9 protein-coding genes and 3 pseudogenes are annotated in these 13,043 nt (G+C 56.2%); 7 read left to right on the plus strand and 5 right to left on the minus strand.

Going from position 1 to position 13,043, the window contains the following annotated elements; all coding sequences use genetic code 11:
• Both C9413_RS16570 and C9413_RS16575 read left to right on the plus strand, forming a co-directional pair.
• Window positions 1-381, plus strand: a pseudogene (locus tag C9413_RS16570) (hypothetical protein); the annotation flags it as partial.
• 416 nt (window positions 382-797) lie between these two features.
• Window positions 798-1,031, plus strand: coding sequence for a DUF6429 family protein (locus C9413_RS16575; protein WP_039845789.1), 234 nt, complete (start codon window positions 798-800; stop codon window positions 1,029-1,031).
• On the opposite strand, the pseudogene C9413_RS16580 reads toward C9413_RS16575, so the two are convergent.
• Window positions 1,012-1,203, minus strand: a pseudogene (locus C9413_RS16580) (transposase domain-containing protein); the annotation flags it as partial. The gene C9413_RS16575 and the pseudogene C9413_RS16580 overlap by 20 nt on opposite strands.
• 245 nt (window positions 1,204-1,448) lie before the next feature.
• Between C9413_RS16580 and C9413_RS34490 the strand changes: the two are divergent.
• A pseudogene (locus C9413_RS34490) lies at window positions 1,449-1,631 on the plus strand (hypothetical protein); the annotation flags it as partial.
• On the opposite strand, the gene C9413_RS16585 reads toward C9413_RS34490, so the two are convergent.
• The 3 genes from C9413_RS16585 to C9413_RS16595 are packed head-to-tail and all read right to left on the minus strand — an operon-like array spanning window position 1,596 to window position 4,125.
• Entirely contained in the window at window positions 1,596-3,284 is a 1,689-nt protein-coding gene (locus C9413_RS16585; protein WP_348648781.1) for an IS66 family transposase, read from the minus strand. The pseudogene C9413_RS34490 and the gene C9413_RS16585 overlap by 36 nt on opposite strands.
• A 45-nt stretch (window positions 3,285-3,329) precedes the next feature.
• Window positions 3,330-3,668 carry an IS66 family insertion sequence element accessory protein TnpB gene (tnpB, locus tag C9413_RS16590; protein WP_080579326.1) on the minus strand — a complete coding sequence of 113 codons (339 nt, stop codon included), beginning with the start codon at window positions 3,666-3,668 and terminating at the stop codon, window positions 3,330-3,332.
• Complete coding sequence (locus C9413_RS16595) at window positions 3,568-4,125, minus strand: transposase (RefSeq protein ID WP_348648782.1); 558 nt, start codon at window positions 4,123-4,125, stop codon at window positions 3,568-3,570. Before C9413_RS16595 ends, tnpB begins: the two co-directional genes overlap by 101 nt.
• Window positions 4,126-4,289: 164 nt before the next feature.
• On the opposite strand from C9413_RS16595, the gene C9413_RS16600 reads away from it, so the two are divergent.
• Entirely contained in the window at window positions 4,290-4,931 is a 642-nt protein-coding gene (locus tag C9413_RS16600) for an acyltransferase (protein WP_170250649.1), read from the plus strand.
• A 133-nt stretch (window positions 4,932-5,064) separates the two neighbouring features.
• Here C9413_RS16600 and C9413_RS16605 read toward each other — a convergent pair whose 3' ends face one another.
• Window positions 5,065-5,769 carry an FkbM family methyltransferase gene (locus C9413_RS16605; protein ID WP_039845787.1) on the minus strand — a complete coding sequence of 235 codons (705 nt, stop codon included), beginning with the start codon at window positions 5,767-5,769 and terminating at the stop codon, window positions 5,065-5,067.
• Between the two features lie 62 nt (window positions 5,770-5,831).
• On the opposite strand from C9413_RS16605, the gene C9413_RS16610 reads away from it, so the two are divergent.
• The 3 genes from C9413_RS16610 to C9413_RS16620 form a co-directional block, all read left to right on the plus strand.
• Window positions 5,832-8,087 carry a glycosyltransferase gene (locus tag C9413_RS16610; protein WP_052451584.1) on the plus strand — a complete coding sequence of 752 codons (2,256 nt, stop codon included), beginning with the start codon at window positions 5,832-5,834 and terminating at the stop codon, window positions 8,085-8,087.
• A 329-nt stretch (window positions 8,088-8,416) separates the two neighbouring features.
• The gene (locus C9413_RS16615) at window positions 8,417-9,595 is read left to right on the plus strand and encodes a polysaccharide biosynthesis/export family protein (RefSeq protein ID WP_039846915.1); all 1,179 of its coding nucleotides are present in this window, start codon (window positions 8,417-8,419) and stop codon (window positions 9,593-9,595) included.
• 224 nt (window positions 9,596-9,819) lie between these two features.
• The coding region (locus C9413_RS16620) for a type I polyketide synthase (RefSeq protein WP_170250650.1) at window positions 9,820-13,043 on the plus strand (3,224 nt) is incomplete at its 3' end.

The following is a 13,043-nucleotide window of genomic DNA, read 5'->3' on the forward strand; positions in this document are numbered from 1 at the left end:
GTTTTAGAACAGGATATAAGCCTCGCCAGCAGCTTTCGGACCATTGACCACGTTTACACAATCACATCACTTGCGGGCTTTGAAGCTCTCTTGCGAGGACTCAAGGTCACTACGCTAGGATGCCCCTTTTATTCGGGATGGGGATTGACTGACGATCGCCAACCGACGGACAGAAGGAAACGGAAACTGACGGTCGAGCAACTCTTTGCCGGTGCCTACGTTCTCTACCCAAAATATTTTGATCCGGTTGCCAAAGAATATATCGACATCGAACGGGCAATCGAGTTGTTGGGGAAAATGAGAGCGGCTTACGTCTCACCGAATTCGGAAATCTCCGCGTTCAACCCAAGTCATGCAATCACTCCAGCAACGGAGGAGTAGTGCAGGTCCGCAAACCGGGCGTGCAAACGATTACGGCCCGGCCCTCAGTGCTTAGAAGTATGTGTGGATTTGTTCGCCGGTTTGCCTACATGTGTATTTCTCTGATCTTGGGAAAGAGGACGTGACGGGCGAGTATTAGTGAAATCCGAAATCGCTCGGTTAGATACTGTAATGGATTACCGCCCAAAGCGACAACGCGGAAAGTACGCCTAAAGCGCCGATCACTGTTATCATGACTCTCGCAGCGTATGCCTACCATTCCATTCCCTAGCTCTCCGGTGAATTTCTGTCGTCTTAACGTGGCACGCCGCCATACACCACAACTGAAGCGGCGATACATCGTCGCAGCGAGAAACTGCGTATCCATCCGAGCAGGGCCGCGGGATTTTGGGTGCCGCGCGTGGTAATGTCGGTTCATGGAGATCGATGAGGACAAGGTCGACGATGCCGTTTTGGCGCTGTTATGGCTGACGCTGCATAACGAGCGTTGTGCCTGGAAGGGTTTCGACTGGGCAACGACGGATCGGCTTCACAAGAAGGGCATGATCGGCGACCCAGTCAACAAGTCGAAGTCATTGATCCTGACCGATGAAGGCTTGGAGCGTTCGGAAGCGTTGTTCCGGGAGCTGTTTACGCGGCCGCCGCAATAGCCGTCCCTTTGTGTGTCTTCCATTGCCAAGGCAGCAGTTCGTGCAGGCGGGAGACAGGAAGATCGGCGATGCGGGCAAACACATCGGCGAGCCACGCCTTTGGATCGACGTCGTTGAGACGGCAAGTCGTGATGACGGAGAGCATGATGGCGGCACGATCGGCGCCACGTCGTTGATCCCAATGCCTTTTCCAACCTCGCAGAGAACCTGTCGGCAGCCTGGAATGCTCCCGATGTAACCATGCGCGCACGTTGTCCTCACCATTCATTGGAAAGGTGGTCAGCATTCGGAGTTGCGCGTGTTCGTAAGCCACAGTCTGGCGAACACGGCAGCGCGACAGCCGAAGATGCACTGGAAGTCATACGCGGCATGGCTGGCCGCTGGTCAGACGAGCATATCGCCGCCACACTCAACCGAATGGGCTTTCCCACCGGCCAGGGAAAGACATGGACAGCCCATCGGGTCCGTTCTGTTCGTTACGTGCGTGGCATCGATGCCTACCGTTCAGCCGATAAAAATGGCGAATGGCTCACGCAAGCAGAGGTCGCCAAAGCGTTGGGCGTCTCAAGCTATCTGGTACGACGCCTTGTTTCCACAGGCGTTCTTCCTGCGGTCCAGGTTGTTCCGCGAGCGCCCTATCAAATCCGGGCCGCCGATTTGACGTCCGAGCCGGTCAAAGCGGCGATTGCCCGGAAAGGTCGCCCGTTGCGCGATGTGGACGCGGACACGCTTCCAATGTTTACATACACTTAACGAAGGGGTGCATAATGAAACACGTCTCGCAATACCTCTCAGAGCGCGCTCGGCGGCATTGTTCGTGAGACAAATCCGGCCATCTTCCAGGAAACGGGCAAAACCATCCCATCGCTTCAGCATGTAATCGATCGGCTCGATCACCTCGGACGATTTGCTGAGCGTGGCGCGCTCCCGTTTCAGCCACTCGTGCATGTCATCGAACAGCGGCTTGCTCTTTTCCTGCCGCGCGGCCAGTCGTTCTTCGGCGCTCAATCCATTGATCTGGCGCTCGATCTCAAACAACGCATCGTACCGTTGGACGGCCTCCAATGCGATCGGCGAGATCGGCTTGCCTTTGCGTTTGCGGTCGCGGGCATTTTTCTGGATGTCGGCCAGTTCAAAGAATTTGCGCCGCGCATGCGCATGACAAAAGGCGAAGGTGATCGGCACCACCTTCTTTTCCGCGACACTGAGCGGCTCGAAGCCATTGTAACAATCACTCTGCAGAATGCCGCCATACCCGGCCAGGTGCTTCTGCGGATGCTCGCCGCGGCGGTCGCTCGACGCATAGTATATGGCCGCCGGCGCTGCCGCTCCGCCGTAGGGCCGGTCATCGCACACGTAGGTCCATATTCGCCCGGTCGTGCATTTGTCTTTGGCCTGAATGGGAATGGTGGTGTCGTCGCCAAAAAGGCGCTCGGCCGCGAAGACATGCGCCTCGATCAGATCAAAGATCGGCAGGAGCGCGGCCGTTCCATACCCGACCTGGTCGGCCAGCGTCGAGGTCGAAAGCTCGATGCCCTCGCATTTGAACCGGGTGCTCTGGCGGTTGAGAGGGCTATGCATTCCAAACTTGTCAAAGAGGATCGTCGCCAGCAGATGAGGACCGATGAAGCCGCGCGGCGTGGCATGGAACGGCGCCGGCGGCTGGCTGATCGCCTCGCAGTCACGGCAGGTAAATTTCTCCCGCACCGTCTCGATCACTTTGAACCGACGCGGAACCTCCTCGAGCGTCTCCGGGACGTCCTCGCCCAGTTTCGACAGGCGCGCCCCGCCGCAGCATGCACAGGTGACTGGGGGATCGATCACCACGCGCTCGCGCTCGATATCCTCCGGCCACGGCTTTCGTACCGGCCGTTTGCGCGTGAACGAACGTACGCTCGAGGTCTTGGCGGCAGCCGCCTGCGCTGCGGCTTCATCCTCCGTCGCCGCCATCACCAGTTCTTCGAGCTGCAATTCCATCTGGTCGATCAGGCGCGCCGTGCGCTCGGATCGCCGGCCGCGCAGTTCGCGCTTCAGCTTTTCGATCGCCAGCTCCAGACTGGCAATCAAGGCCTCACTGTCCGACAGCATGGCCTGCGCATTGGCTTGCGCCACCGCAATGTCCCGCTCGGCGACGACGGTATCGCGCTCGGCAACAACGACATCACGTTCAGCCTGTAACATCTCACGCTCGGAAAGCAGCGCCAGATAGGCGCTCGCAAGGTCCGCAGGAAGATCCACAGGCTTCGAAGTCATGAAGCCATCCGATCAGATTCACTCAATATTTTCAATGCAATAATGCTATCCGACCCGTGTCGGACGCCAGGTTTCCTGCGGATTGCGCCAGTCGATCCCGGACAACAAATAAGACAATTGTGCCGGTGAGATCGCTACCGCGCCGCCCTCCATATTCGGCCAGATAAACCGGCCCTTCTCCAGCCGCCGGGTAAAAAGGCAGGCGCCCAGACCATCATGCCAAATGATCTTCAAAATATCCGATCTGCGGCCCCTGAAGACGAAGAGATGCCCTGACAACGGATCATGCTTCAGAACCTCCTGCACCCGAAGCGCCAGAGAGGGAAAGCCACAGCGCATGTCCGTATACCCCGTCGAAAGCCAGACCTTGACCCCTGTTCCCATCGGAAACGGATTCACCGCAGCGCCTCCAGTCCCGCAGGATCCGAAGCAGCGCTTCAACGTCGACATCGCGTCCCACGATCACACGGCGACCATTGGCGCTGACAACCTCCATAAGCCCACTTTGTGCCGTCGAAGAATTGGTCGGCGCAACGACCGGCATGCCTGGCTCCGGGACCAACACTGCAGGAATAAACCCTTCACTCCCCCGGCCATTGCCGAGCCGTCCCTCGCGAGCTGCTTTACGCCAGTCGTTCAACTGAAAGCGTGTGATCCCATGGCGACGTGCTGTTGCCGTGACCAGACGCGGGGCAGAATAACTCTCCGCCACGATCGCAAGTTTGGCCTCGTTGCTGAAACGGCGACGCCGCCCGCTATCGACAATCTCCATACGGCTAACTTGCGGCCGCTTCTCTATCGTTAAATCCACGGTTCTCACACTGTCTATATTGACGTCCATATAGACAGAACATCCAGTTCGCCTCACTTCTCAGCAAGGCGGCCCTCCTCGGATGCGTACGAAACTGCGTCCGCCGAGCGCTTTCAAGATCCTATTATCAAAGTCTTGACAGCCGTTCATTGCCTCTGCATTGCTCGCATAATGCGCCGTACGGAGAATCTGTTATGCCAGTCGAACTTGTTGAACTCGCCGCTTATGCAGACGAGAACAACAACATTGTTGATGCAGCTTCCACGTCGGTCCTGAGAGGCGGCAAAATAGTCTTTAATGAGTTTGGTTCGTCCGTGCACATTGGAGAAGGTGTTACCCTTGCGAAATGCGATATTATTCTGGGGCGAAATTCCCGACTTACGATCGGTAACAACTGCCGTATTAGCGGCTCAATTATCATCGGATACGAAAGCTTCATTAGTATCGGCAATTCTTTGAACGTAACATCGAATGTCAGCATGAGGGCGGTTGAAAGCACCTCCATCGAGATTGGTGATGATTGCCTCCTCGGCTCCAACATCAGCATCCGAACGACAGACGGGCATCCAATCTATGATGCCGTTTCGCGGCAGCGATTAAATCCGTCACAATCGATCGCGATAGGAAGCCATGTGTGGATTGCTGATGACGTTCTTCTACTTAAGGGCGCAGAAGTCGGAAACGCGACGGTTGTTGGCGCGAGGAGCGTCGTCACCAAACCAATTCCAAGCAATTGCGTCGCGGTGGGGAACCCGGCAAGGGTCGTCAAACCTGGTGTGACGTGGGAACACAGTCCACGCCACCGCACCGAGCAGTACTACTTTCTACAATCCTAAAGATGGCAAAACGGCATCCCGCCTGCCTTCGGTGCTTCAAAATCGATACCCACCACCGCACCCAACCTACGACGATTGGGAACGGCTTGAGATTCAGGGGCGCCGTTGAACTTGCTCGTACAACCACTGGCGTTTAGGGCTCAAGCCGCCTGAACAGAACGACGCCACCTGCGGAAAAGTCCTGATCATAGTAGAAACCCGATTGTGAGAATCCGTCGAAGATAGCTTTCATACCCTTCGGTCCAATCATTGGCTGATGCAACTCGATCAGGACCTTCTTAACCCCAGGCAGGGACCGGCCGTCGAACAGGTCAGCCTCACCGCCTTCGATATCGCATACGATCATAGTCGGGCGGAACTCTCCTAGAACCCACGAAAGTTCGTAGACCGGGACCATGACCTCTTTGGCATTCGTCTCGCCTTCCCTTTTGGCAAGGGACGACCCCCAGAAATCTTTTCGAAGATAAAACGGGATGATTGATTGCCGAGCCTCACGGACCAAGACGCCAGTTTTCACGTCGACATTCTTGACTGAGTTCAGTTGGTGGGTGGTCGCGATGACACTTGCAAGGTTTGGATTCGCCTCATACGTGCGCACGGCAGCCGTCTTCGGATTCTTCCCAGCGATAGCTGAGATGAAGCCAATCCCGCCACCCAATTCCAGAATGCGCTCTCCGTCCTCAATGATCTGGTTGAGGATTTTACCCTCGCGAGATTCATATCGGCCTTCTTTCATGAATTTCAAAACAGTGTCGGAAACCGTCGCTTCGGGCACAGATATTTTTATACCCAAATGCTCAACATATTCCGGCCTCGACACAACTTCTGCACTTCCCATTACAATCCCCCTTTGGTAACTCAGGAGATCATATCGACCTGATTGCGTCCGGGGAAGCTCAGATGAGTATTTTTCAACACCGCCTTATTACGGCAATAATTCCTGTCCGATTATCCAAGGATAAGCTCTACGATGAGCCTGAGCGCATTCTTCGAATCATTGCAACTTTGCCGGAGTCTTACGAAGTCCTGATCGTAGACTACGGCACGCCTGACGAGCGAAAGGCCGAACTTGCCGATGTGGCCGCCCGGACGAATGCGAGACTCATCCGAGTGGAAACCGGACGGGAGCCGTTCAGCATCGGACATGCGCGCGACATAGGCACGCAGCATGCGACGACGCCACTTGTGATCTACCACGATATTGATTTCCTCCTATCACCCCAGGGATACAACCGCGTTATCGCCGAGGCCAGGTTGCGCGGGATGTTCGACAACGCATACGCATTCTTCGCGCTGCCAGGCGCATACCTGACTGAAGACTTCACGCAGCGATACCTTTCACTGCATGAGTCGGGAGACGGCGAGTTTGCCGATATGCAAGTACACGATGGTATCATGCGCAACGACAAGGCAGTCTATGAGCACCACACCTTTGCAATTTCAGCGATCGTAGCGAACCGCCTCCATTTGCTGGCGGTCGGCGGACACGATCGAAGCTTCACCGGACACGGCGCTGAAGACTTCGAACTGATGCACAGGCTGACTTCATATTTCAACCGCGGTCCTCGAACGCGCGAGTACTACAAGAACACCAAAAACAACTCGATCCTGAACTACGAAGGGTTCAGAGCCTATTACGCACTGTATGGCATCGACGTGTTCCAGCGAGGAACCGTTATTTCCCATTTATGGCATCCGAGACGGAAGGATGTAGGGTATGTTGGAACAAACAACCAGATGCGCGTTTCAAAGGCCATGCATGACTACGACAGAGGCGCGACGGTAATCCAACCCCTCGAGGATCTGACATCCAACGAATACACTCTGGTCCTCGTGAAACCGCGCACATCTCCCGCGTTATCGCTCAGACACGCATTTCCAGCCTTCGGCCGCTATAGCTGCATCCCAGAAGAGAATTTTGCGAATGCGGACGCTTTGGTCGACTTCGTCAGCCACGAAGGATTCACCCGCGTATTCTTTCTTAATCCCTACGGAAATGAACATCGCCTATCGCTTTATCGCGCCTTAAAGGACGCCAGCATCCGATATATCGCCTATGATCGCGGCGCTTACAACAATAGTTGGTTTTTCGACACCAGAGGCTTTCTAGGCGAAAGCGAATCCTACTCGCGTCAGTACTGGGACACACCATTAAGTGACGATGACCGTGAACGCACTCTTGAATGGATCGACCGTTTGCGCCTCAACGAGGAAACGCTCGAGAAAAACGGTGCGTCCGTGGGAGCTGATCACTTGCGCCAATCCCTTCAACTGGGCGACAGGAAGGTGATCTTTGTCGCTCTGCAGCGGCCCTCGGATACGGCCACCATCTACTTCTCTGGCCAATGCGAAAGCGCCGCAGGTTTCAATTCTTGGGTTGCAGCGATGGCAAGTGCCGTTGATTCACGCAGGTATGTCGTCGTCGCGAAGAAGCATCCTCTTGAAACCGAACGGCCCGAGATCGAAAACATCATCTTTGCGCCAGATGACGCTCATATACGCGATCTCATTGATCTTTCAGATAAGGTCGTTGTCATCAATTCCGGCACAGGATTGATCGCCGCTACTCTGGGTAAGCCAGTAATCTGCTGCGGCAGAGCATTCTATGACCATGAGGGTTTCACACATACAGCAACGTCGTGCGGCCACTTGATCCAACTCGCGCAACAGGAACTGAGCAGTGACGCCGAGACACGTTTGCGTTTCGTCAAGTACCTCGTCAATGACTTCTATTCGTTCGGAGCGACGGAATATATCGAAAAGACAAAGGCGGACGGATCTTTACGCAGACTATCTCGAAGGACAGTCTTCTCGGAAATTCGTGGGCTAACTAATGAACCGATCCATTTTGGGGAGCAGCCTGGAGGTGTTTCACTCGATGCCCCACTATTTTATTCATACGGTGGCCGCGCGGCAATAATGGACGCCATGGCCCGCGGCAGGAAAAGCGAAATCAGCCCCTTGCGTCGGCGATTGGTACCAGTTGTTCGTCCTTTCATTCAATTGCTGGGCAACTCCAAAGACATAAAAAAATATGACAAAGATCCAGTTGGATACTTTCTGAGCCTTAAGAATCCGACTTACCGCGCAATCGGGAAGATGATATTCCCTCCCAAGAGGGACTTCGCGGGAGTTCTGAGCCCGCCAAACTCGTAACGCCGAACACGTAGAGTTCCAGCGTGCAGAAGTCGCGTGGTGTCGATGTCGGTATCGCGGATCGATAAATCTGACAAACGTGTCGCCGCTGTTTAAGCGCCTTTAACTCAAATTGTAGATAGTTTGCTGGGGCGCTTGCGGGACCATTGTAGAGCCCTTACTGCACTATGGCATTGATAACGCAGCTGTGATTTTTTTAGGGATCGGTCCGCCAATTGGCTTGTTGTGAGACGTTCAGTGTGCTTTGCAGGTGCCAATTAGAATCTTTTGCAAATAGGTCGGTTGTGACAGGCAGGAAGAATGTCATCGCCGATATCGAGGGAAATCAATTGGTTCGATCGAGTATTGTGTTGATCTGCCTTGCCTTGGCGGGGTGCCAGGGGTTGCCTGCGCAGGGGCCACTTGCCGATACAATTAACAAGGATGCTGGGCGATCCGCTGCAGAAGTCGGCCGCCGGAATGCTGCCGTATTTGACATCGTCGACGTGGACAGCCGTTCTGCCACTCTCGTCTCTAATTATGTGGCGACAGCTCTCAATCGCCGTTTCGGTATTGGCGGTGGCGTGGGTCGCGTGGTGATCGGCGTCGGGGATCACCTGAAGGTAACAATCTTCGAAGCCGGCAGCGACGGGCTCTTCTCGACGACGGAATCGAAGCAGACGAACCTCGATATTGTAGTGCAGCCGGATGGTATGGCCGCAATTCCCTATGCAGGATCGGTCCAGTTTGAGGGAAAGACTCTTGAAGAAGCCCGTAAGGCAATTCTTGCGTCACTGGCGAACAAGGCCGTCGAGCCGGACGTCATTGTGACGAGCGTGAGCACCGCATCCCGAAATGTCACGGTTTCTGGTGAGGTCGGCAAGCCGTCCCAGGTGCCGCTGAGCCTCGTCAGCGAAAAGATCACCGAGGTGCTTGCCAAGGCAGGGGGGTCGCAGGCACAGCCGTACGAGGCCTATGTCACGCTCGTCCGCGGCAAGAAAACCGGAACGGCGCTTCTGAAGTCGATCATCGAAAATCCCTCGGAAGACATTTACGTCCAGCCCGGCGACCGGATTTTCGTGTCGAAGGACCCGCGGACGTTTACAATCCTTGGCTCCGCCAATCTGAACGCACGTATCAATTTCGGTGCGAACGATCTCAATCTGCTTGAGGCGGTCGCACTTGGTCGAGGCGGCAACGATCTGGCGACTGACGCAAAAGGCTACTTCCTGTTCCGCTACGAAGAGCCTGATGTCGTCATGAGCCTGCTTGGCACCAAGCGGTTCCATGAGCTCCTGAACAAGGGATTGGCGCCGGACAGCGTTGGCCGCTATCCGATTGTCTATCGTTTCGACATGAGTCATCCGGATAGCTTGATTGTCGGACAGACGTTCCCGGTCAAGAATCGCGATGTTATCTACATCTCGCGCCATCCTGCCGTCGACATTCGTATGTTCCTCGGAATTGTCGGGCAACCGGTCGGCATTGCCGCGCAGAGCGCTGGAATTTACAACAACATGAACAATTAGATCTAGTTGCTGATTGTAGCTATTCTTTTGGAAGGGGCTCCATCAGGAAATGATGGCGCTCCTTCCTTTGTTTACAATCGGTTACGGTTGTTATTGAAAGTTATGGGAATACAACCACAGATGCGATTTTTTCGGGTGACAAGCCGTATCTTTTATGATGTGAACTTTAGCTGGCATTGATATCCGCCCTCTGCCGACTACTGCCATAACGACACCGGGTGAACATGACGATTGAGATTATTGGGCGCGCAAGCGTTGCTCCAGGCGCTTCTTCAGTGGATGAACTGCGGCAAATCCTCGAGGACGGGAAGTGCACCGTCAGCGAAATCCCGGCTGAGCGCTGGCAGCTCGCCCGCTACTGGCACCCGCATCAAGGCATCCAGGGCAAGACCTACACGTTCGCCGCCGGCGTTCTATCGGACGTCTATCATTTCGATCCGGCTGTTTTCGGCCTTTCCCAGCGCGAAGCGATGCAGATGGATCCGCAGCAGCGGATTTTGCTGAGCCTTGTCTGGCGTGCGCTTGAGGACGCCAATCTTCCTGCTGCTTCCTTAAGTGGCGAGCAGGTGGGCGTCTATGTCGGTGCATCTAGCCTCGATAACGGCAACCTGGCCGTCGAGGATCCGGCGACCGGCAGCCCCTATTTCATGACGGGCAACACGCTTTCGATCGTTTCGAACCGTATCTCGCATATCTTTGGGCTGCGCGGCCCAAGCATGACGATCGGCACGGCCTGTTCGTCGTCGCTGGTGGCGCTCGTCCAGGCCGTCCGCGCGCTTGATCGCGGGGACATCGATACGGCAATCGTGGGCGGGATCAATCTTTTGGCTCATCCGCTTTCCTTTGTCGGCTTTGCGCAAGCGCGTATGCTGTCACCCGAAGGCCTGTGCCGAGCCTATGACACGAACGGTCATGGCTATGTGCGCGCCGAAGGGGGCGTCGTGCTGGTGCTTCGCCGCACAGACAAGGCTCTGCGCGAAAGGGACCGCAGCTACGCCCGTCTTCATGCAACCGGCGTCAATTCTTCAGGCCGTACCAATGGCATTTCCCTGCCGTCGCGGGAGGCGCAGGCTGCCCTCCTCAAGTCGGTTTACGAAGGCGCCAATATCGATGTGAATCGCATCGCCTTCATCGAAGGCCATGGTACCGGCACGCGCGTCGGCGACCCCGCTGAAGTCTGGGCCATCGGCAGCGTCATCGGCAAGAACCGCCGGGCGCCAGTTCCGATCGGCTCCATCAAATCGAATATCGGTCATACCGAACCAGCCTCCGGCCTCTTCGGTCTCCTAAAGGCAGTCATTGCTCTTGAAAACAATTTCCTGCCGGCAACACTTCATATCGAGCGGACCAACGAAGACATCGATTTCGAGGATCTGAACGTTCGCGTCAACACCTCTCCGATCGAGCTGATGCCTGCCAAAACCCCGCGCTTTGCAGGCGTAAACTCATTCGGCTTTGGCGGCACGAACGCCCATGTCGTGATCAGCGATCCGGATCCTGTCGCACCGCCTGAGCCGCAAGCAAAGGGTGATCGGGTCATCTTCATGGCAAGCGCCCATAGCGCCACGGCGCTTGAGGGCCTGCTTGATGACTATAAGCAGCGTCTGGAGCAGGCCGAAACCAGAGAGGCGCGCCAGCTTGTCGCTTCGGCGGTGGCGAACCGTGAGGCAATGCGCCACCGTTTTGCTGTCAAAGCGAAGGACAGCGACGGAGTGTTGGCGGCAATCAGCGCTCATCTGGCAGGCGAGCCGACGGCTGGCGAGCATGGTGAGGTTCCTGGTCAAGGCGTGCGGGTTGCATTTGTCTTTGCTGGAAACGGCTCGCAATGGCCGGGCATGGGGGTGGACGCGTATCGCGAAAACGCGCACTTCCGCCAATGCTTCCAGTCCTTCAGCGCGCTCTTTGAATATTATCTCGGCGAAAAGCTGACCGATCTGCTCTTTTCCAAGGATCTGCCGGAGCGGCTCGCGGACACCAAGATTGCTCAGCCGATGCTGTTTGCGGTGCAGGCAGCGTTGACCGACTGTCTTTCGGCGCAGGGCCTGCGACCCGATGCGGTTCTTGGTCACTCAGTCGGCGAAATTGCCGCTGCCTACGCGGCCAAGGTGCTGACGGCCGCGGAAGCTGTGGCGATCGTTGCCAAACGCTCGCAGCATCAGGACCTGCTCGCCGGCGAAGGCAAGATGGCAGCCGTCGTCATGACCGCGGATGCCGCGCTTGCTTTCGCACATGCGAATGGCTTCGACAATATCTGCATTGCAGCCATCAACGCGCCGAATTCAGTGACGATTTCCGGCCCATCAGAAGAGGTTCAGGCCTTCCGCGACGCCGCCCGCAAGGCGCAGATCGTGGCGCATGTGCTCGATATTAACTATCCGTTCCATCATCCGATCATCGATCGGGCGAAGGATGCATTCTTCGACGATCTGCCGGATCTCGAGCCAGATGCCGGCACCGGCATATTCATTTCCACCGTCACGGGCCGCCACGCTGATGGGCAGACGCTGGACACGGCTTATTGGTGGCGCAACGTGCGTGATCCGGTGCTGTTCAAGGACGCTTGTGAAGCCGCGATGGAAATGGGTTGCAACCTTTTCATCGAAATCTCGCCGCGCCCGATTCTTTCGAACTATGTGACGGACATCGCCAAGAACATCTCGCATCAAGCGGCCGTAATCCCGACGCTTGCGCGTGAAAGCGGAACCGGGCGCGATCCGGTCGCGCAGTCCTTCGCGCGTGCCGTGGCTCATGGCGTATCGCCGCTTCGTTCACGCAACGCCGCCGGTCGCAACGCCTTCATTCAACTTCCTCCGCTGCCGTTCGAGAAAGTCGAATTGCGTCCGCACCCGACGAGCGACGAGATCGACATCTTCGGCCGCGATCAGCGTGTGCCTTATACGCTGCTCGGCTGGCGAACCGATCCGAACGCATCGAGCTGGAAGAACCATGTTGACGCCAACCTGCTGCCAGACCTTGCAGAGCATGTCGTGGATTCAAAGGCGATCATGCCTGGCAGCGGCTTCATCGAGATCGCCGTAACGGCTGCACAGCAATATTATGATACGGACGAGGTCGAACTCGGAAATCTGGAGATCGTGCGGCCACTGGAATTGCGGCAAGATCGTATCGCCGAACTTTCGACGGTCCTTTCTCCCGAAACCGGCAACATCGAAATCCGCTCGCGTGAACGGCTGAGCAATGACGACTGGACCGTTCATGCCGTAGCCCGGGTGCGCAAGACGATCGATGCCGTGGCCGACGAGCGCGCAGCCCCCGTCGCCGGCGAAGTCAAATCGGTTCTGACGGCCGAAAAGACATATGAGACAGCTGAGCGCTTCGGCCTGCAATATGGTCCGCATTTCAGGCTGTTGTCGAAGGCGGTCGCTTTCGGGCACGGTCTGATAGAGGTCGATCTTAAGACAGCAAAAAAGGCTGCACACCCTTACCT

Origin of the sequence: Rhizobium sp. SEMIA 4085, from assembly GCF_013004495.1 — a bacterium.
Classification (GTDB): domain Bacteria; phylum Pseudomonadota; class Alphaproteobacteria; order Rhizobiales; family Rhizobiaceae; genus Rhizobium; species Rhizobium gallicum.

Coding starts and splice junctions, on each gene's coding strand:
- C9413_RS16575 (WP_039845789.1), top strand. CDS start 798: ATGGAGATCGATGAGGACAAGGTCGACGATGCCGTTTTGGCGCTGTTA.
- C9413_RS16585 (WP_348648781.1), bottom strand. CDS start 3,284: ATGACTTCGAAGCCTGTGGATCTTCCTGCGGACCTTGCGAGCGCCTAT.
- tnpB (WP_080579326.1), bottom strand. CDS start 3,668: ATGGGAACAGGGGTCAAGGTCTGGCTTTCGACGGGGTATACGGACATG.
- C9413_RS16595 (WP_348648782.1), bottom strand. CDS start 4,125: ATGGACGTCAATATAGACAGTGTGAGAACCGTGGATTTAACGATAGAG.
- C9413_RS16600 (WP_170250649.1), top strand. CDS start 4,290: ATGCCAGTCGAACTTGTTGAACTCGCCGCTTATGCAGACGAGAACAAC.
- C9413_RS16605 (WP_039845787.1), bottom strand. CDS start 5,769: ATGGGAAGTGCAGAAGTTGTGTCGAGGCCGGAATATGTTGAGCATTTG.
- C9413_RS16610 (WP_052451584.1), top strand. CDS start 5,832: ATGAGTATTTTTCAACACCGCCTTATTACGGCAATAATTCCTGTCCGA.